The organism is Haloferax sp. ATCC BAA-644 (genome assembly GCF_000336975.1).
In the GTDB taxonomy this organism is placed as follows: domain Archaea; phylum Halobacteriota; class Halobacteria; order Halobacteriales; family Haloferacaceae; genus Haloferax; species Haloferax volcanii.
In genome coordinates this window covers 91,960-108,615 of the sequence record NZ_AOLF01000014.1, presented here as the reverse complement: position 1 = coordinate 108,615, position 16,656 = coordinate 91,960, and the positions used below count along the sequence as shown (strand labels likewise).

At 62.3% G+C, this 16,656-nt stretch carries 19 protein-coding genes and 1 tRNA gene; 10 read left to right on the top strand and 10 right to left on the bottom strand.

Going from position 1 to position 16,656, the window contains the following annotated elements; genetic code table 11:
* The first annotated feature begins 230 nt into the window (after positions 1–230).
* Positions 231–638 carry a translation initiation factor IF-2 subunit beta gene (locus tag C458_RS07520; RefSeq protein WP_008574531.1) on the top strand — a complete coding sequence of 136 codons (408 nt, stop codon included), beginning with the start codon at positions 231–233 and terminating at the stop codon, positions 636–638.
* 56 nt (positions 639–694) lie between these two features.
* Here C458_RS07520 and C458_RS07515 read toward each other — a convergent pair whose 3' ends face one another.
* The 8 genes from C458_RS07515 to C458_RS18930 form a co-directional block, all read right to left on the bottom strand.
* Positions 695–874 carry a hypothetical protein gene (locus C458_RS07515; protein ID WP_008574529.1) on the bottom strand — a complete coding sequence of 60 codons (180 nt, stop codon included), beginning with the start codon at positions 872–874 and terminating at the stop codon, positions 695–697.
* 98 nt (positions 875–972) lie between these two features.
* On the bottom strand, positions 973–1,971 hold the full coding sequence (locus C458_RS07510; protein WP_008574527.1) for a transcription initiation factor IIB family protein: 999 nt from the start codon (positions 1,969–1,971) through the stop codon (positions 973–975).
* 222 nt (positions 1,972–2,193) lie between these two features.
* The gene (gene corA, locus C458_RS07505; protein WP_008574526.1) at positions 2,194–3,177 is read right to left on the bottom strand and encodes a magnesium/cobalt transporter CorA; all 984 of its coding nucleotides are present in this window, start codon (positions 3,175–3,177) and stop codon (positions 2,194–2,196) included.
* Complete coding sequence (locus tag C458_RS18405) at positions 3,174–3,329, bottom strand: hypothetical protein (protein ID WP_004063156.1); 156 nt, start codon at positions 3,327–3,329, stop codon at positions 3,174–3,176. The genes corA and C458_RS18405 overlap by 4 nt, the downstream gene beginning before the upstream one ends.
* 60 nt (positions 3,330–3,389) lie before the next feature.
* Entirely contained in the window at positions 3,390–4,016 is a 627-nt protein-coding gene (locus tag C458_RS07500; RefSeq protein ID WP_004041563.1) for a DUF6517 family protein, read from the bottom strand.
* A 127-nt stretch (positions 4,017–4,143) separates the two neighbouring features.
* A complete protein-coding gene (locus C458_RS07495) occupies positions 4,144–4,515 on the bottom strand; it encodes a hypothetical protein (protein ID WP_008574524.1) in 372 nt (123 codons plus the stop codon).
* Between the two features lie 38 nt (positions 4,516–4,553).
* Complete coding sequence (locus C458_RS07490; RefSeq protein WP_008574523.1) at positions 4,554–4,976, bottom strand: hypothetical protein; 423 nt, start codon at positions 4,974–4,976, stop codon at positions 4,554–4,556.
* Positions 4,973–5,107 (bottom strand): rubrerythrin-like domain-containing protein, encoded by a 135-nt coding sequence (locus C458_RS18930; RefSeq protein WP_115802679.1) that lies wholly within the window; start codon positions 5,105–5,107, stop codon positions 4,973–4,975. The genes C458_RS07490 and C458_RS18930 overlap by 4 nt, the downstream gene beginning before the upstream one ends.
* Positions 5,108–5,218: 111 nt before the next feature.
* Between C458_RS18930 and C458_RS07485 the strand changes: the two genes are divergently transcribed.
* The 6 genes from C458_RS07485 (at position 5,219) to C458_RS07460 (ending at position 9,353) form a co-directional block, all read left to right on the top strand.
* Positions 5,219–6,061 carry an NOP5/NOP56 family protein gene (locus C458_RS07485; RefSeq protein ID WP_008574522.1) on the top strand — a complete coding sequence of 281 codons (843 nt, stop codon included), beginning with the start codon at positions 5,219–5,221 and terminating at the stop codon, positions 6,059–6,061.
* On the top strand, positions 6,058–6,723 hold the full coding sequence (locus tag C458_RS07480; RefSeq protein WP_008574520.1) for a fibrillarin-like rRNA/tRNA 2'-O-methyltransferase: 666 nt from the start codon (positions 6,058–6,060) through the stop codon (positions 6,721–6,723). The genes C458_RS07485 and C458_RS07480 overlap by 4 nt, the downstream gene beginning before the upstream one ends.
* 168 nt (positions 6,724–6,891) lie before the next feature.
* Positions 6,892–7,968: a glutamate--cysteine ligase gene (locus C458_RS07475; RefSeq protein ID WP_008574517.1), complete on the top strand. Its 1,077-nt coding sequence runs from the start codon at positions 6,892–6,894 to the stop codon at positions 7,966–7,968.
* A gap of 67 nt (positions 7,969–8,035) precedes the next feature.
* Positions 8,036–8,500 carry a winged helix-turn-helix domain-containing protein gene (locus C458_RS07470; protein WP_008574515.1) on the top strand — a complete coding sequence of 155 codons (465 nt, stop codon included), beginning with the start codon at positions 8,036–8,038 and terminating at the stop codon, positions 8,498–8,500.
* A 116-nt stretch (positions 8,501–8,616) separates the two neighbouring features.
* Complete coding sequence (locus C458_RS07465; protein ID WP_008574513.1) at positions 8,617–9,117, top strand: phosphopantetheine adenylyltransferase; 501 nt, start codon at positions 8,617–8,619, stop codon at positions 9,115–9,117.
* Positions 9,118–9,146: 29 nt separating this feature from the next.
* Complete coding sequence (locus C458_RS07460; RefSeq protein WP_008574511.1) at positions 9,147–9,353, top strand: hypothetical protein; 207 nt, start codon at positions 9,147–9,149, stop codon at positions 9,351–9,353.
* Positions 9,354–9,364: 11 nt separating this feature from the next.
* Here the strand turns inward: C458_RS07460 and C458_RS07455 are convergent, their stop codons facing one another.
* Positions 9,365–9,673, bottom strand: a complete 309-nt coding sequence (locus tag C458_RS07455; RefSeq protein WP_008574510.1) for a transcription factor tfiib repeat-containing protein — start codon at positions 9,671–9,673, stop codon at positions 9,365–9,367.
* A gap of 106 nt (positions 9,674–9,779) precedes the next feature.
* Here C458_RS07455 and C458_RS07450 point away from each other — a divergent pair.
* The 3 genes from C458_RS07450 to C458_RS07440 all read left to right on the top strand — a co-directional run bounded on the left by C458_RS07450 (position 9,780) and on the right by C458_RS07440 (position 11,640).
* Positions 9,780–9,862 (top strand) — tRNA-Leu (locus tag C458_RS07450).
* A gap of 50 nt (positions 9,863–9,912) precedes the next feature.
* Positions 9,913–11,073 (top strand): site-specific integrase, encoded by a 1,161-nt coding sequence (locus C458_RS07445; RefSeq protein ID WP_008574509.1) that lies wholly within the window; start codon positions 9,913–9,915, stop codon positions 11,071–11,073.
* 96 nt (positions 11,074–11,169) lie between these two features.
* A complete protein-coding gene (locus C458_RS07440) occupies positions 11,170–11,640 on the top strand; it encodes a hypothetical protein (protein ID WP_239638768.1) in 471 nt (156 codons plus the stop codon).
* Between the two features lie 1,440 nt (positions 11,641–13,080).
* Here the strand turns inward: C458_RS07440 and C458_RS07435 are convergent.
* On the bottom strand, positions 13,081–16,584 hold the full coding sequence (locus C458_RS07435; protein WP_008574507.1) for an Eco57I restriction-modification methylase domain-containing protein: 3,504 nt from the start codon (positions 16,582–16,584) through the stop codon (positions 13,081–13,083).
* Positions 16,585–16,656 lie beyond the last annotated feature (72 nt).

Sequence of the window (16,656 nt, the reverse complement as noted above, 5' to 3'; positions counted from 1 at the left end):
TCTTGAGTCACGTTAGCATCCGACTCCCTTAAACCGCCGATTATGGGGGTCTCAGCGGAAATTTCGTGTTCGACCGTTTTCAATTGGTTTGTTGTTTCGCCCGGTCGCTAGTGAACGACGGCCGAATATCACGAGTGGTTTATATAGCTATGTAGCCCGCGCGCCGAGCGCCGGTCGCGCGCGTCGGGGGGTCGTGAGAATTTTACCCCGGCGCGCGCGTACTGTCGCGCATGGACTACGACGACCAACTGGACCGCGCGCTCTCGGCGTCCCCGGATGTCGCGGAGGGCGACGACCGCTTCAGCGTCCCGGAGCCGACGGTCCGCCAAGAGGGGAACGTCACGGTCTACGAGAACTTCGCGGCGACCCACGACCGGGTCGCCCGCGAGGCGACGCACGTCCTGAAGTTCTTCCAGACGGAGTTGGGCACGAGCGCCCGAATCGACGACCGCGGCCGCGCGCGCTTCACCGGCGAGTTCCGCCAGCGCCGCATCGCCGACGCGCTCGACGAGTACGTCGAGTCGTTCGTGCTGTGCAGCGAGTGCGGGTCTCCCGACACGAAGCTCACCACCCAGCAGGGTGCCGACGTGCTGAAGTGCGACGCGTGCGGCGCGCTCTCAGCGATTCCCGATCTGTAAAAACGAACGTCCGGCGGGGACAGCCCCGTCCGAGAGAGGGGCGTTCTGTTCTCTCGCTACTCGAACTGCTTGAGCGTCTGGAGGTCGCGCTCCGTCCGCATGAACTCGGCCGTGCGCCGCGTCGCGCCACAGCCCTGACACGAGTAGTTGTCGCGGTGAGCGGGGAGTTCGGTCGGATTCGTCTCCCAGTCCTTTCCACATTCGGGGCACAACAGGCGGACGAACGCTTCAACCATACCCGGTATATGCTCCGGGAGCGCGGATAAATGTTGTTACGAGATAGCACGACCGAGAAAAAGCACGGCTCACGATGCGCCGCGCGCCCACCGATGGCTTACGCGAGCAGGGTGCCGTCTTGGACTTCGAGCAGCTCCTTGTACCGGTTGCGGATGGTGACCTCGGAGATGTCCGCGACCGTCGAGACCTCGCTTTGGGTTACCTTCTCGTTGGTGAGGAGGGCGGCGGCGTAGACGGCGGCGGCGGCGAGGCCGACCGGCGACTTGCCCGAGTGGATGCCGGTCTCCTTCGCGTCGCGGAGGAGCTGGCGGGCCTGTCGCTCGGCCTCGTCGGAGAGGCCGAGTTCGCTGGCGAACCGCGGGACGTACTGCTCGGGGTCGGCGGGCTTGATTTCGAGCTTCAGCTCGCGGACGATGTAGCGGTACGTCCGGGTCAGCTCCATCTTGTCGACGCGGGAGACCTTCTCCAGTTCGTCGAGCGAGCGGGGCGTGCCCGCCATCCGCGCCGACGCGTACAGCGCCGAGGTGGCGACGCCCTCGATGGAACGGCCCGGGAGCAGGTCGTCGTTAAGCGCGCGGCGGTAGATGACCGAGGCGGTCTCGCGGACGTTCTCGGGGAGACCGAGCGCCGAGGCCATGCGGTCGATTTCACCGAGCGCCTGCTTGAGGTTGCGCTCCTTGGAGTCGCGGGTGCGGAACCGCTCGTTCCACGTGCGGAGCCGCTGCATCTGCTCGCGCTGCCGCGGCGAGAGGGACTTGCCGTAGGCGTCTTTGTTCTGCCAGCCGATGTTGGTCGACAGCCCCTTGTCGTGCATCATCTTCGTCGTCGGCGCGCCGACGCGGGACTTGCTGTCGCGCTCGGCGGAGTCGAACGCGCGCCACTCGGGGCCGCGGTCGACCACGGTGTCCTCGACGACGAGGCCGCAGTCTTCGCAGATGGTCTCGCCGTGTTCCTCGTCGGTGACGAGGTGGCCGCTGCACTCGGGGCAGACCTGCGTTTCGTCCTGCTGCGTTTCGGCTCGCTCTGACTCGCGGGGGCGGACGTCCCTGCTCTTTGCGTCGGTACTGTACGTTCGGGTGGTTATCGTGTCGCTCATGGTGGGGTGGAAGGCGCGGATACGTCTCGGCCGGGAAGACCTCAGAAGACGAAAGAATAATCCGGCTTGGACTGGCCTTACCAACAGTAAGTTCGAAATACTTATAAAGATTTCGCCGCCCCCCGTGCGGGTGAATCGCACGATGTAGCCGCTTTGTCGTCATCTCGTCGACGGGAATCGGGGTTCAACGCGATTAATCGGATAGTATAGCTCTTTCGTCGCTCAGAGCCAGTGTTCCCGGCGGAAGTAGACGAGGAGGACCACGGAGACGAGCGCCATCCCGAGCATCGTCGCCGGGTAGCCGTAGGCCCAGCCGAGTTCGGGCATGTTGAACGCCGACGCGCCGGGGTCGAAGTTCATGCCGTAGATGCCGACGACGAGCGTGAGCGGGAGGATGACGGTCGCGACGACGGTGAGCGTCTTCATCACCTCGTTCGTCGACTGCGAGAGGGTGTTGAGGTAGATGTCCCGCGCGCCGCGCGCGAGGTCGCGGTACGTCTCCGTCAGGTCGACCAACTCGACGAGGTGGTCGTACACGTCGCGGTAGTACTTCTCCGTCGCCTCGCGGACGTAGTCGGGGTCGCCGCGGGCGAGCACCCCGACGGCCTCGCGCGTCGGCCACACCGTCTTTCGGAACGACAGCAGGTCGCGCCGGACCGCGTTCAGCTCTTCGAGCACCTCCGGGTCGGGCCCCTCGAAGATGCTGTCCTCGATGACCTCGATTTCCCCGCCGACCTCGTCCAACAGCCCGAAGTACTCGTCGACGATGCGGTCGATGACGCGATAGCCCACGTAGTCCGGCCCGAACCGGAGCATCCGCGGCTCTTCGCGTTCGATGGCGTTCCACACGTAGTTTATCGGTTCCAACTCCCGGCGCGTCAGCGTCACGAGCCAGTCGTCGCCGAAGCAGAGCCCCACGGGTCTGGTCTGGACCTCCTCTTCGAACACCTGCTCGCCGGCGCGGAGCGTCGCCATTCGGACGAGGACGAACGTGTACTCGTCGTACTCCTCGGTCTTCGGGCGGGCGTCGTTCCGCACGTCCTCGACCGAAAGCGAGTGGATGCCGAACGCCTCGGCGACGCGGTCGAACTCCTCGCCGGTCGTCGCGCGAACCCACGTCGTCCCGTCGGCGTCGCGCGCCGCGTCCAGCGCGGTCTCCTCGTAGGCCGACGCGCCGTCGTCGCGGTAGACGAGCGCCGAAATCACCGCACGTCACCCCCGATGGCCCAGAGCGTGATGCCGACCATGACGGCCGTCACCGAGAACGCCCGCCCCGGATAGGCGACGAGGGTCCCGACGCCGTAGCCGACGACGCCGAGCGCCGTCACCGCGATACCTGCGGTCCGTACGCGAGTCATGGAACCACCGACCCGCGGCGACGAGAAAAAGGCTCCCCCGAGGCGACTTGCCCGAGCGAACTACGCTTCGGACGGGTGTTCGACCGAGCGAATCAGTTCCAAGACGTTCTCCTCCTCGCCGTCGAGCTGTTGGGGGTACAGCCCGATTGCGACGACGAAGTCCTCGTTGTGCTGGACCTTCGTCACGTGGACGTACACGTCGACTTCGTCCCCGCCGAACCGCGCGGTGGCGCTGTACTTCGTGACGTTGGCCGTCTGTCCGAGCATCTGGACGTTCCGCGAACTGACTTGGTCGACGTCGCTGAGGCCCTGATACCGGTTGTCGACGAGGCGGATGAGGTCGTCGTTCGAGTAGTCGCCGATGGGGCTCCGCGGCTGGCCGGCGACTTCGACCGCGGGCGTCGAGATGACGCTGAACGAACCGAGTTTGGCCTCACCGAAGAAGCCGAGGTCAAGCGTCTTCTCGTACGTCGTGATATGGTTGCTGGCGGCGATTTGACGCTCCTGTCCGCCGAACGAGAGCGTGCGGTTCACCGCGAACGTCTCGGTCCCGTTCGTCTCGTAGCCGGCGTTCCCGGCGACGGTCGCGTCCGCCGTGGCCGGCTCGGATTCGAACGTCAGCGTCTCCTCGCCGGTCAGAAAGCCGATACAACCGCTCGTGAGCACGAGTGCGGCGAGCGCGAGCACCGCGACTACGCGTCTGGAACTCATTGCCCCGCCATTTCCCCGCTCCCGGCATAAGTTCGGTGGCCGGACGGGTCGGTCTTCGGCGCGGTGCGCGGTGCGGCCGGCGTCGAACGCTGCGGGTTTCGCCTCAGCCGTCGAGGTCCCGCGACTCGTTCTCGCGGCGAATCACGCGGCCGCTGTGGACGTAGTAGGCGGGCGCGACGAACGGGAGCGCGAACGCCGCGCCGAACCAGAGATGACGGGATGCGCCCCAGTCGATGCCCTGTCCGCGGAGCGACCTGATATCGGCGCGAATCAGCCCCGCGTAGAAGACGTGGGTGACGAGGTAGACCGCGAACGCCGGTTCCGGCCCGATGTACAGCGAGACGACGGTGAACATGACGACGCCGATGGCGTAGATGACCGGCAACACCCCGCGGTAGCGGCCGCGCGCCGGGCGCTGTTTCCGCTGCCGCTCGCGCTCGACCGCCGTCCCGCGGCGGTACTCGTCGGTGCTCATGTCGCTACGGTGTCCCCCGCGGGGAAAAAGTGGTTCGCTCAGCCGAGGTATTTGACCTCGACTTCGTGGGGACCGTCGCCCGTCGGGAGCGCGACCGTCTCGCGGAGGTGGTCGCGGACCGCCGAGCGCCACGCTCGAACCGCCTCCGTGTGGCGCTCGTGGTGGGCTTCGACCTCGTACGGGTCCGGTCGCGTCTCGTCGGGTTCGGGGAACGCGGGGGCGTCGTCAGCGACGAAGACCCGCGGCTGGAGGTGTATCGGCTCGGGGTCGGCGTAGTCCGAGGCCTCGCCGCCGGTGCGGTGAATGCGCGCCCGCATCCGCCCGTAGAACGGCGGGGTGACCCGGAGGACGACGTGGTCGTTGCCTCGGCGGTTCGCCTCCAGGGCGGTCACGAGGTCGTCGGTCGTGACTGCGAGCGAGCGGACGGCGGTCGGGTCGGACGACCCGCGCGCGCCATTCAATCTCCGGCGCGCCGGCGACTCGTCATCGACGTGGGCCGCAGTTCGCCGCTGCACTCGGGGCAGGTCGAACGGTACGACGCGGCGCTCACGGTCGTTTGACACTCACGACAGACGTACGAAGCGCGTTCCATCGACCATTCGTACGAGACATGCTGTGTTAAAAGTTACCACAGAACGACCGGACGGCGCCCCGCGCCCGCGGGTCCGTGTCTTTTTACCCGAACGGGGCGCAATCCGCCAGTATGACAGACGCATGGTTCGCCGGCGCGGACCCCGACGACCCCGAATCCGGGGCGACGCGAGTCCGAACGGGCAGCGCCTCCGCCCCCGCCGACTGGCCGGCCGAGGCCGTCGACGCCGGGTTCGCCGCCGACGACACCGACTACTACGCCAAGCTTCGCTCGGCGACGCTCGCCGCCGCCAGCGAGGCCGTCGCGGAGCGCGAGCGCGCCGACGACGTGCAGCTCGCCCACGCCGTGCGCGCGATGGACGACGCCGAACGGACCGCGAACGAACTCGCTGAGCGGGTCGTCGAGTGGGCCGGCACGCTCTACGAGGAGGTTCCGCGCGGCCTCGACGGCGTCCGCGATATCGCCGCCCGCGAGCCGAAGACCGCCGCCGAAGAGCGCGTCGTCTCCTACGCCACCCGCGCGGTGGACCTGCTCGACGAGCGCGACGACCTCCGGGCGTTCATCGAGGAGCGCGCGCCCACGACCGCGCCGAACCTCGCCGAGATGGCCGGGCCGGTCCTCGCGGCGCGGCTCATCGCGCTGGCGGGTGGCCTCGAAAACCTCGCCAAGAAGCCGAGCGGCACGGTCCAAGTGCTCGGGGCCGAAGACGCCCTGTTCGCCCACCTGAAGGGCCGCGCCACGTCGCCCAAACACGGCGTCATCTTCACCCACGAGTACGTCCGTGGGACGCGCCCGCAGGACCGCGGGTCGGCCGCCCGCGCGTTCGCCGGGAAGCTCTCCATCGCCGCGCGCATCGACCACTACTCGGGCGACTACCGGCCGGACCTGCACGCCGAACTCGCCGACCGGATGGCGACGATTCGCGCCCGCGCCGACGAGGAGGCCGACGAATGAGCGACGACAGTTCCGCGGCCGACGCCGGTGCCGTCCTTCCCGACGGCGTCGAACGCCGGACGTTCGGCGGCCGCGAGCGCCTCTCGACGCGGGGCGAACGGGTCTACGGCGAACCCGTCGATGCCGACGGCTGGCGCGCGTGGGACGCCGGGCGCTCGAAGCTCGGCGCGATGCTCGAACTCGGTATGGACACCGGCCTCGTCGGCGGCGAGTCGGTGCTCTACCTCGGGGCCGCCTCGGGGACGACCGTCTCGCACGTCGCTGACTTCGCCGGGCCGACTTACGCCGTGGAGTTCGCGCCGCGACCCGTCCGCGACCTCGTCGGCGTCGCCGAGGACCGCGACAACCTCTTTCCGCTTCTGAAGGACGCGCGCGACCCCGACTCCTACGCGCACGTCGTCGAAGCCGGCATCGATTGCCTCGTTATGGACGTGGCGACCCGCGGGCAGGCGGCCGTCGCCGTCCGCAACCGACAGTTCCTCGCGGACGACGGCCGACTCCTGATGGCCGTCAAGGCGCGCAGCGAGGACGTGACTGCGGAGCCGGACGACGTGTTCGACGACGTGGTCGCTGAACTCGACTCAGCCTACGAACTCCTCGAAACCGCCCGTCTCGACCGCTTCCACGCGGACCACCTCGGTATCGTCGCCCGGCCGAAGTAGGTCGCCGCCGCCGGCTGGCTCCCCGAATCGCGGGGGTCGCAGCCGGTGTTGGGCGTCCGCGGAACCATTCGGTCGCTGTCACGTCGTCGGATTCGACCGGCGGCGGTCGTGCGACGCGTTCGCCGGCTCCCACGGTGTTTTTAATTCGGCGCAACTTACGCCGTTGCGATGGAACTAGGGTCGGCGGATGCCTTCGACCGAATGGGGACGCTCGGCGTCGAAGAGGAATTCTACATCGTCGATGCCGACGGCCGCCCCACGTCGGGTATCGACGACTTAGTCTACGGACCGGAGCCTCCCGAACCGCTCGCGGGACGGCTCGACCACGAGCTGTTCCAGTTCACTATCGAGACGCAGACGCCGCTCATCGAGAACCCCGACGAGGCCAGCGCGGCCGTCGAGACGGTCCGCGAGGCGCTCGTCGCCCACGCCGCGGACCACGGCTACCGCATCGCCGCGGCCGGGCTCCACCCCGCCGCCAAGTGGCGCGAACTCGACCACGCGACCAAACCCCGGTATCAGGCGCAGCTCGACCGGATTCAGTACCCGCAACACCGGAACACGACCGCCGGCCTCCACGTCCACGTCGGCGTCGACGACGCGGACAAGGCCGTCTGGGTCGCCAACGAACTCCGCTGGTATCTCGCGCCGCTCCTCGCGCTCTCTGCGAACTCACCCTTCTGGAACGGCTTCGACACCGGCCTCGCCTCCGCCCGTGCCAAGGTGTTCGAGAACCTCCCGAACACCGGCATGCCGACCGCCTTCGACGACTTCGAGGACTTCCAGCGCTTCGAGCGCCGAATGGTCGAGTACGGCTCGATAGACGACCGGGGCGAACTCTGGTACGACGTGCGCCCCCACACCGGCCACGGGACGGTCGAAATCCGCACCCCCGACGCCCAGACCGACCCCGAACGCGTCGCCGACTTCGTCGAGTACGTCCACGCGCTCGTGTTGGACCTCGCTGACCGCTACGAGGCCGGCGAGTCGGGAACGTCGGTCCGCCGGGAACTCCTCGACGAGAACAAGTGGCGCGCGACCCGCTACGGCCGGGACACGGACTTCATCGCCCCCGACTCCGAGGGCGTCGTGAGCCTCGATTCGTTCGTCGAAACCGAGTCCGACCGCCTCGGCGTCGACGGTCTTCGGTCGCTTCTCGACGCCGACTCCGGAACCGCCGTCCAGCGGCGGATTCACGAGGAATCCGGGCTCGACGGTCTGTGCGAACACCTGACGCTGGACTGAGTCGCACGCCGACGCGCGACAGGAAACATTTTTTAGCGCCCCAGTTTTGACCTTTGCCGTAGCACAAATGTCTGCGGACCAGAGCACAGAGGGGAGCGCGGAGTCGACGGACGAAGACCACTCGGGCGGCGCGGCCGACTGCGCCGTCTCCGAGTTCGACGACGGGTTGGTGGACCTGCTCGCGTGGCTTCTCGACACCGAGACCCGCGCGCGAATCTACGTCCATCTCCGACAGCACCCTCATTCGACGAGCGAGGAAGTCGCCGAGGGGACCGGCCTCTATCCGAGCACGGTTCGGGAGGCGCTGGCCGAACTCGCGGACGACGAGACGGTCGAGCGCCGCAAGCGGAAGAGTTCCGGGGCGGGTAACAACCCCTACGAGTACGTCGCTATCGCGCCGAGCGACCTCGTGAAGGGCGTCTCCGGGCAGGTACAAGAGCAGTTGAACGCCGTGTTCAACCTCGACCGACACCTCGGCACCGACCGCTCCGACGAGACCGAACCGGTCACGATTACGGTCCGCGAGGAGTAGCGCGGCGTCCCGACTGTGCGGCGATTCGCGCACCCTCGGAGCCCCCGCTGGCCGCGGGCGTTGGGCCGTTAGGCTAACCCGACCCGCTTAAGTCGCGCCGTACCCACCCCGAGAGTATGCACGTCGCGTTGGGCGGGACGTTCGACCCTGTCCACGATGGACATCTCGCGCTGTTCGAGCGGGCGTTCGAATTGGGTGCTGTCACGGTCGGACTCACGAGCGACGAACTCGCGCCGAAGACGCGACACGTCGACCGCTACGTCCGGCCCTTCGACGACCGCAAGGCCGACCTCGAAGCCGAACTCCAACCGCTCGCCGAGGAGTACGACCGCGAGTTCGAGGTCCGCGAACTCGACAAACCGACCGGCATCGCGACCGAGGAAGGCTTCGACGTGCTCATCGTCTCGCCCGAGACGCGGGGTGGGGGCGAGCGCGTCAACGAGATTCGCGAAGAAAAGGGCCTCAAACCCCTCCGTATCGAGGTCGTCGAACACGTCCCCGCCGAGGACGGAACGCGCATCTCATCGACGCGCATCGTCTCCGGCGAAATCGACCGCCACGGCAACCTCACGCCCGACCGCGAGGGCCGCGGTCGGACGCCTCCGAGCGACGAATAGTTTTCACTGTCACGGTCGTACGCTCCCCCATGCGACACCCGCTTTTCGCCAGCTTCGCCGTCGGGGTCGTCGCCGCGCTCGTCGTCGGTATCGCCGTCACCGAACTGGCCTCGCGGTGGATATTCTTCTCGCTTTTCGTCGGCATCCCGGCCGGCGTCGTCGCCGGCGTCCTCGCCGTCGCGGTGACCTACGCGGTCCTGACTCGTTGGGTGGCCCCCGTGCGCTCCTCGGAGTGAGCGTCTCCGAACTACCAGTTCGGCGGTCGGAATCCGGCCTCCCGGAGGAGGTCCTTCCAGCGCTGTTGGATGCTGAGCCGCGACACGTCCATCGACTCGGCGACGGCGGTCTGCGAGCGCTCCTCGCCGGCGATGAGCGCGCCGGCGTAGAGGCTGGCGGCGGCGACGGCTTGTTTGGAGCGCTCCTCGTCGGGCAACTGTGTGAGAAACATGTCCGAGGCGTACGAGCGGGCCTCGCTGCCGAGTTCGAGGCCGTCGGCGGCGGCGTCGATGCGGGCCAGCCACTCCCGGTTGTCTCGCTGGTCTCGGGCGCTGTACATGGTCGTCGTTGCGGCCGCGGGGGCATAATCCCCGCGGCGGGCGCTCGTGACGTTTATATGGCGGTGCGGGAAATGTGCGGTCGAAGGGCGAGCGTCGTCCGATTGCGCGCGGGTAGCCAAGTGGCCAAAGGCGCAGCGCTTAGGACGCTGTGGTGTAGACCTCCGCAGGTTCGAATCCTGTCCCGCGCATCCGCGGCTTCGCCGCGTCTTGCGATTTTCACTTCGGCAGGAGACCCTACATGGAAGACCTGCCAATCACGCTCTCGCGCTGTAACGTTTTCACCAACGGGGAGTTGGACACCGAACGCCCCATCTCGGTAGTACCAAAATCGCACGACGGCGTACTGAACGAGAAGCAACTCGTGGACTACAAAGACAGGAGAGTCCGATTCTTGTCATGGCTGTTGAAGGTTGGAAAGCACCCAGAGAAGGCCGAAGGGTACTCGCCGTACACCGTTTACTCGACGGCGTACCGAACCGCGCGCTTCGACGTGTGGCTCTGGGAGCAGAAGAACGAGTACACGTACCCGCCGCAATCCGATGACGCCGCCGCCTACATGGACTGGTTGGCGTTCTCCGACCAGAGTCAGGTGATGAAGGGGAAGGCGCAAGAAGGCCTCCAGCACCTCTCGAAGTGGCTCCACCACGAGTACGGCTACGACGAGTGGGAGTTCGAGTACACCTTCGACGGCTCCGGCGGCAACCACCAGCCGCAGGACTTCCTCACGCGCGATGAACGCCGCGCCATCCGACAGGCGGCCCTCAACGAGGGGAACATCCCCGCCTACGACTCCCTCACCGCGGAGGAACGGAACGGGTGGAAACTCTACATCTCGAACGCGCTCGGGAAGCCGTACGACGAGGTGACGCGCGAGGACTGGGACGAGGTGAACGGGTGGGAGGTCACTTCGCTCGTTTGGACCAGTCTCGACGCCGGTCTCCGTCCTAACGAGGTCCGCAACGCGCGAACGGGGTGGGTGGACACGAGGAACGGCGTTCTCCGTATCCCGAAAGACGAGTCCTCGAAGAACGAGGGAAATTGGACGGTCAGCCTGACGGAGCGAACTGCGACGGCGCTGTCTCGCTGGCTTGAGGAGCGCGAGCAGTACGTACGGTACGAGGACACCGACACGCTCTGGCTGACGAGCCACGGCAACCCTCACGGCTCCAGCAGTCTTCGGAGACTCCTTCACCGGCTCTGCGACCAAGCGGGCATCGAGACGGCGAACCGGAAGATGTCGTGGTACACGATTCGCCACTCGGTCGGGACGTACATGACCAAGGAGCGGGACCTTGCCGCCGCGAAAGCCCAACTCCGACACAAGAACCCGATGACGACGATGAAGTACGACCAAGTTCCCGTCGAGGACCGCCGAAGCGCCCTCGACAGGATGGGGTAACATCCGATGACGCCGCCGACGAAGCCCCACCGAAACGCGGAGAGAGTCGTCAAGTGCCCCGTGGACGGCTGTGAGGCCGAGAAGTTGAGTCGCGGGATGCACCTTCACGTCCTTCGGAGCGCCGGAAACGGTCACGGTCCACAGGGGGAGGTCCCCGAACATCTCGACTTCGAGAATCTGGAGGAAGTGGGGACGCAAGAGGTCGAAGTCAACTACCCCGAGGAGCGGAAGACCGAGTCGGTCGCTCGGCTCTGTCCGTACTGCGGAAAGCCGTTCAAGGGTAAGAACGGGGTGCTGATTCACTTAGGGCAGGTAGAAGGCCGGAAGAACCACCCTGCCAACGCCTCCGAGGTCCACGAGCCGGGGGACTTCCCCGTGGTCGAACTCGATGAGGCCGAGAACGTCGTCGCCGTCGTTGAGGGCCGGATACCGTCTTCGGCGGGGAACTGGCCCTACGAGGAGAGCATCCCGGTCGAACGGGTGTACCGCCTCATCGCAGAGTTGCTGGCAGAGGGCCATCCCGAGACCGCAGCACGAGCGCGAAGCCTACTGCTCACCGATGAGTGACTGAGAACTCGTTCTGAAACGACGGACGGGTACATGGGAATCCACGCACCTATCCTCCGTTCGTCCTACCGGATACGGCGGGACACAACCGAGGGTCGGAGACCCCCGGATTGGATGTCTCGCCGTCCGCATTAAATTCGAGCAACGACTCTTTGCCTTCGTCCTTCCCTCGGTTAGAAGTGGCCACACACTTACGCCCGAAATTCCAGTTATTTCTGTACGTAGTACGCGACCGCGCTTACTATCAATCACGACTTTGTCCGTATGTGGGTGTAACAACCGATGACAGAATCAGAACCACCGAAAGAGGGTAGTTAGGGGGCGAACCGGTCTGGATTCGCATTGTTGTAATTAAAGTTAAAAACCGAATTTATGCGTTTATGACAAATTGTAGTTGCCGTAAGTCTTGTACTTCGCTGACCGTCTCCAATCGAGAAACACTGAAGCCCTGTGAACCCACGAGAGCGATTCTTTTTCACAAAATGATACAACCCACTCACTATCTGCTCAAATTGCTTGAGGCGACCGTCAGACGCCTTAAATCCGATTCTGGTAGTGTGGCTCCCCCCGTGTGTAGGGTGGCGACCAAATGGGACCTTTTAGTGGCCGACTCGGTCGGACTATCACCATCTCGCCGGAGTGTGTAATCGTTGTGAAAGCGTGTTTGAACGTCGTTATAGGAGGTGGGGTCAACGAATGGAAACCCATCAGGGGGAACTGAGGGTATTCACTCGTTCCTCGGATGGTCACTCATGGGGGGACCACAGGGGGGTTACTACTACGGGGTTCAAACCTCGTTGTTTGAACTCTGTGTTCCTATCCGATGAGGGCCGCCTTTGGAGTACGTTAGTCTAAACACGTAGTTCTCTGACGTGCTGTAAGAACAGTACCGAAACACGAGGTGGCAAGAGGGGATACCCTACGAGGGACCACTACGGGGATGTGTGCTAACTGCTTGCCACACCGTTGATGGAACCTTTGGTAATCGAGGTCAGAGGGTGCGGAGATGAACTCCTCCGCGTCAGGATGGCTCGTCACCATGCGGCAGGAGCGTATCACACAGAAAACTTGAATTGTGTGTCTGTGGCCCTTTCGCGGAGTTCAGAATTGCATTGTCAAATTCTACTGAGTGGGGTCTGTTTGGCACATCTCGCGCTATTCAGACAATGACCTGAATTGACACCGTCCATGACGCTGGGAAATCCGGCCCTCGGGAAGCGCTTACTTACCGGCTGAAAGGCTACCTTCCCGGCCCCGAAAAACGCACGGTCAACTCCGAGACCCCCCACCGCCCTCATCGATTGACAGCAAAAGGCTAAACGAGAGATACAACATTGACCCTCCACCGGGTTAGGAATCCGACACGTGATACCATCGGAACCGATTCTCTACCGAACCTCGTGAGGCTATCCAAAACGTGGTTCGTTACTCGTCGTCTTCTCACCAGACCTCCAAGAAATCGTCCACAACCTCGACTTCGGCGTCATCAAGACCGTACACGTCTCGGAGAATCAGGTCGTCAAGTTCGTCTTGCAGTTGCTCGACTTCTTGTTCCAATTCTTCTATGCGGGCCTCATCGGATTGGTACTCGTCCATCAGAGCGACCACGTCCTCAGGCACAGGGGTCGCTAAATCGAGTAACTCGGTGCGACCAAGACGCTTGTCCTGCGCTTTGAGGAGCATGAAGACGAAGTCTCGAATCTGCTCATTTCCAAAGTCTATGGTGTGCCCCCGCTTCATCACGACTTGGTAGACCTTCTCCGAACTCACCTCCATCTTGTCATTTGTCCGAATCGGGTCTTGTCTGTAGTCATCATCAGAAAGGTCAATTGATTTAGCGAGGTCAAGGACGGTCCATTCTTTTTCGTAACTTGGTAAGTAATTCGAGATGTTATCGGTCCGAACTTCCAGTTCGGTAATCGTCTCAATAGTCTTCCGTATGTCTCCTGCAATTGTTGAAATTCGCTTTCTGTCTTCAGATAGAACGACTGGGAGTGGCTCTAAGAACGTTTGACCATACGAATAGAATTTGCTGTTAAAGATGAAACTAATGTGTTTATGATAGAACTCAGTAACACGTGAGTTTAGAAGGCCACCAAAGTAGAGAGTATCTGGAGCATCTGGTGCATACTCATCACGTAATCGGAGACCGTACCCTCCCGCTGTACCTCCCCCAACAAAGTAATACGAACCTTCCGTATCAGGGACAAACGAAGGCTCTTGTCGGAGTACTCCGAGCATGATTTTGTCTGAATCAAATTTGTCAAGATTTTTTGGATAGACGTATGCGTACCACTCGTCAGAATCGCGTAGCGCACCGTTCCCTCGGCTTTTGATTGCTTCTTCACGTTCATCTTCTGTGAAGAATTCCCAAGCGTTTGGGTATTGGTCTTTCAATCTCTCTTGATGTATTGGCTTCACATCGTCCCCCTCAACAGAATACGGGAAAATGACCCACAGGCCCTGCCAATCGAACTTCCACCTGTGGATTTCGTTACCCTTCAATACACGCTTGAGTATCTTCTCTTCAATTGGATAGTAGTCCTCTTCTCCACCAGGTCTGAATTCAACAAGACCATCTTCCTCAGATTCTCTAATTTGTCCTATGTAGATTTTGTCAGCACTCGTCTGCATCCCAACAAAGATGTCTTTCGACACATCGTCCAGACGCAAATCTGCGGTCTGCTCAATTTTATTGAACACCTGCCTTTCGTCATCCGGCATCGGCTTCCAGATAGCCGGAGTACCTTGGTTGTCCTCTGCTAACTGGGCCTGCGAGTACTCGAATAATTCGTATCCCTCTGCATTATCCGGCGTCCTCCATCCGTCAAGATGCCTGATTTTATCCAAGACCCCATCGTTCTTTTCAGCAAACCGTGCACATCGTACATTGTTGCCTTCAACTACTTGTTCCCGGTCTAGAGTGAAGACGCAGGGATAAGGCGTTGGAACGTCAAACACATCTGCTTCTTTGAAATCAATCAGGCTGGTAATCGGCTCCTCGACTAACTGGTCTCGAATCGCCTTGGCGTAATCTGCCATTACCAACCGGTCAGGGCAGATGTACGCCAGTTTTCCGTCGTCAGTCAGCCAATCCACTCCACGCTCAATGAACGGCACGTAGATGTCGAAGTTCGCGATTGCACTGGCATAGTGAGACGAATAGATGTCTTTCATCCCGCTGAGGTTCTGGATACGAACGTATGGCGGATTCGCCACCACAACGTCGAACTCCACATCGTCCTTAATTCGGTCTACGGCATTTCTGTCTTCAATGAAGGACTTTGCACGTCCGTTGTAGCCAGCAAACTGTTCGAGACCCGACTGCATCGTCTCTGCATCCGAACTTCCCGATTTTTGTTCCCGGAGCGTTGGCGTGAGCGTGTCCGCGACGTGGACCTCGAACCCGTCCATCGTGTAGTACGGGTCCTTCTCCGTGACCTTGTCGTAGAGGTCGATAGTGCGGAACAGGAGGTTAATTTGCGTGATGTGGGCCGCGAAGGGGTTGATGTCGATACCGTAGACGTTCTCCTCCACTCGTTCGAGAATTGTGCGGGCCTCATCGGCGTTCAACGCATGGATACTGTTCTTGTTGAACTTCCGGAGGAAGTGCTGAATGAGGCGCTCTGTGACTTCGGTGAGGAAGGTCCCACTCCCACAGGCAGGGTCGAGGACTTTCTTCCGACCGATACCCTCGTTCGGACGGTAGTCCACCGAGTCGAGCATGAACTGAACGACTTCGAGCGGGGTGTAGTATTCACCCAGTTCCTTGCGTTCCTGCTTTGGAAGGTAATCCTCGTAGACGTGGCCGAGGATGTCGCGGTTGACGTATCCGAAGTTGAAGCGGTTGAGTCGTTTGAGGACTTTACTCAACGAGTAATTGAGGTCATCTTCGAGGTCGCGCTGTTTCCGTCGCTCAGTTTTCGAGAATTGCCCCCGCTTGTCTTTGGCGACCCACCACCAATCGAAGATACCGAGTTCGTAGAGGTCGGGGTAGTGGTCGTCGATGCGGTCGTAGGTGTCCATGAGTGCATCGAGGTATGGGCGGGCCTCATCGCGTTCCAGTTCGTCGGCCATACCGCGAGACGAGAGCCGTGTGTGGCCGACGATTTCCTTGTCCTCGGCGATACGAGCGAACAGCGCTCGGTTCAGGATGATGTACGCAGTCTCCCGGCAGAACGCTTCTTTTGCGTTCTTGCTCCGTCCCGTGTATTCGCGCCACTCCTTCCAATCGGGGAACGTAGAATCTAAGAATTCCTTGGGATAGGAACCTTCGTCGCGGTCTCGGTAGTCATCGAAGAATACCTTGAGAACGTCGGTAAGTTCGTCAAGTGAGTTCTTGACGGCCTCCAAGAACAGTTCGTACCCCTCGTCATCCGTCCCCGGTTGGTACTGGACGGGGACTTCCTGATACGTCTCGCGGAAGTACTCGGCATCGCCGAAATCCACGTACCGACTCCGACGAAGGTATTCGAGTTCTCCAAGCGCATTTTGTTGGTCTTCAGAGAGATTCTCGAAGTTCGTCTCGGCTACTGCATCAACGTTGAACCCGTCGATGCCACTAATCTCTCTATTTTCAGATTCGTACTCGTAGAGCCGGAACTCGTGCCCGTTAGTGAGAATCCCGAATCTCGCACTCCCGACCCCGTTCATGTAGGTTTCTAACTGTTCAACGTCATCGAGGTCGAGGTCGTGAGAGGGCCGCTTGGTTTCACAGACGATGACCGGGAACGGCGGTTCGCTGTCGTCGTAAAACAGCAGGTCCTTCCGGTCGTCTTCGAAGTTGACGTGCCCTTCGCCCTCTGTTCGAGACCAGTCGAGCGCGTCGGTGAACAGATGGTCTACCAGAGAATACCGAAAGTCGAACTCACTCCCTTCATGACGTATCTCGCTATGGATTGACGAAATCGCGTCATGGAGTTCACGTAAGGGCGCATCGGACATGGTCTGTGATTCTGTTCAACATGACATAAAGTTTCATCCATGCTGTGATTCGGTCTCAAAATCTAGACAAAA

What these genes read in the sequence shown, in the direction of transcription:
- C458_RS07520 (WP_008574531.1), top strand. Translation starts at nt 231, where the DNA reads ATGGACTACGACGACCAACTGGACCGCGCGCTCTCGGCGTCCCCGGAT.
- C458_RS18405 (WP_004063156.1), bottom strand. Translation starts at nt 3,329, where the DNA reads ATGACTCGCGTACGGACCGCAGGTATCGCGGTGACGGCGCTCGGCGTC.
- C458_RS07440 (WP_239638768.1), top strand. Translation starts at nt 11,170, where the DNA reads ATGCACCTTCACGTCCTTCGGAGCGCCGGAAACGGTCACGGTCCACAG.
- C458_RS07495 (WP_008574524.1), bottom strand. Translation starts at nt 4,515, where the DNA reads ATGAGCACCGACGAGTACCGCCGCGGGACGGCGGTCGAGCGCGAGCGG.
- C458_RS07485 (WP_008574522.1), top strand. Translation starts at nt 5,219, where the DNA reads ATGACAGACGCATGGTTCGCCGGCGCGGACCCCGACGACCCCGAATCC.
- C458_RS07515 (WP_008574529.1), bottom strand. Translation starts at nt 874, where the DNA reads ATGGTTGAAGCGTTCGTCCGCCTGTTGTGCCCCGAATGTGGAAAGGAC.
- C458_RS07435 (WP_008574507.1), bottom strand. Translation starts at nt 16,584, where the DNA reads ATGTCCGATGCGCCCTTACGTGAACTCCATGACGCGATTTCGTCAATC.
- C458_RS07465 (WP_008574513.1), top strand. Translation starts at nt 8,617, where the DNA reads ATGCACGTCGCGTTGGGCGGGACGTTCGACCCTGTCCACGATGGACAT.
- C458_RS18930 (WP_115802679.1), bottom strand. Translation starts at nt 5,107, where the DNA reads ATGGAACGCGCTTCGTACGTCTGTCGTGAGTGTCAAACGACCGTGAGC.
- C458_RS07470 (WP_008574515.1), top strand. Translation starts at nt 8,036, where the DNA reads ATGTCTGCGGACCAGAGCACAGAGGGGAGCGCGGAGTCGACGGACGAA.
- C458_RS07455 (WP_008574510.1), bottom strand. Translation starts at nt 9,673, where the DNA reads ATGTACAGCGCCCGAGACCAGCGAGACAACCGGGAGTGGCTGGCCCGC.
- C458_RS07510 (WP_008574527.1), bottom strand. Translation starts at nt 1,971, where the DNA reads ATGAGCGACACGATAACCACCCGAACGTACAGTACCGACGCAAAGAGC.
- C458_RS07460 (WP_008574511.1), top strand. Translation starts at nt 9,147, where the DNA reads ATGCGACACCCGCTTTTCGCCAGCTTCGCCGTCGGGGTCGTCGCCGCG.
- C458_RS07480 (WP_008574520.1), top strand. Translation starts at nt 6,058, where the DNA reads ATGAGCGACGACAGTTCCGCGGCCGACGCCGGTGCCGTCCTTCCCGAC.
- C458_RS07445 (WP_008574509.1), top strand. Translation starts at nt 9,913, where the DNA reads ATGGAAGACCTGCCAATCACGCTCTCGCGCTGTAACGTTTTCACCAAC.
- C458_RS07475 (WP_008574517.1), top strand. Translation starts at nt 6,892, where the DNA reads ATGGAACTAGGGTCGGCGGATGCCTTCGACCGAATGGGGACGCTCGGC.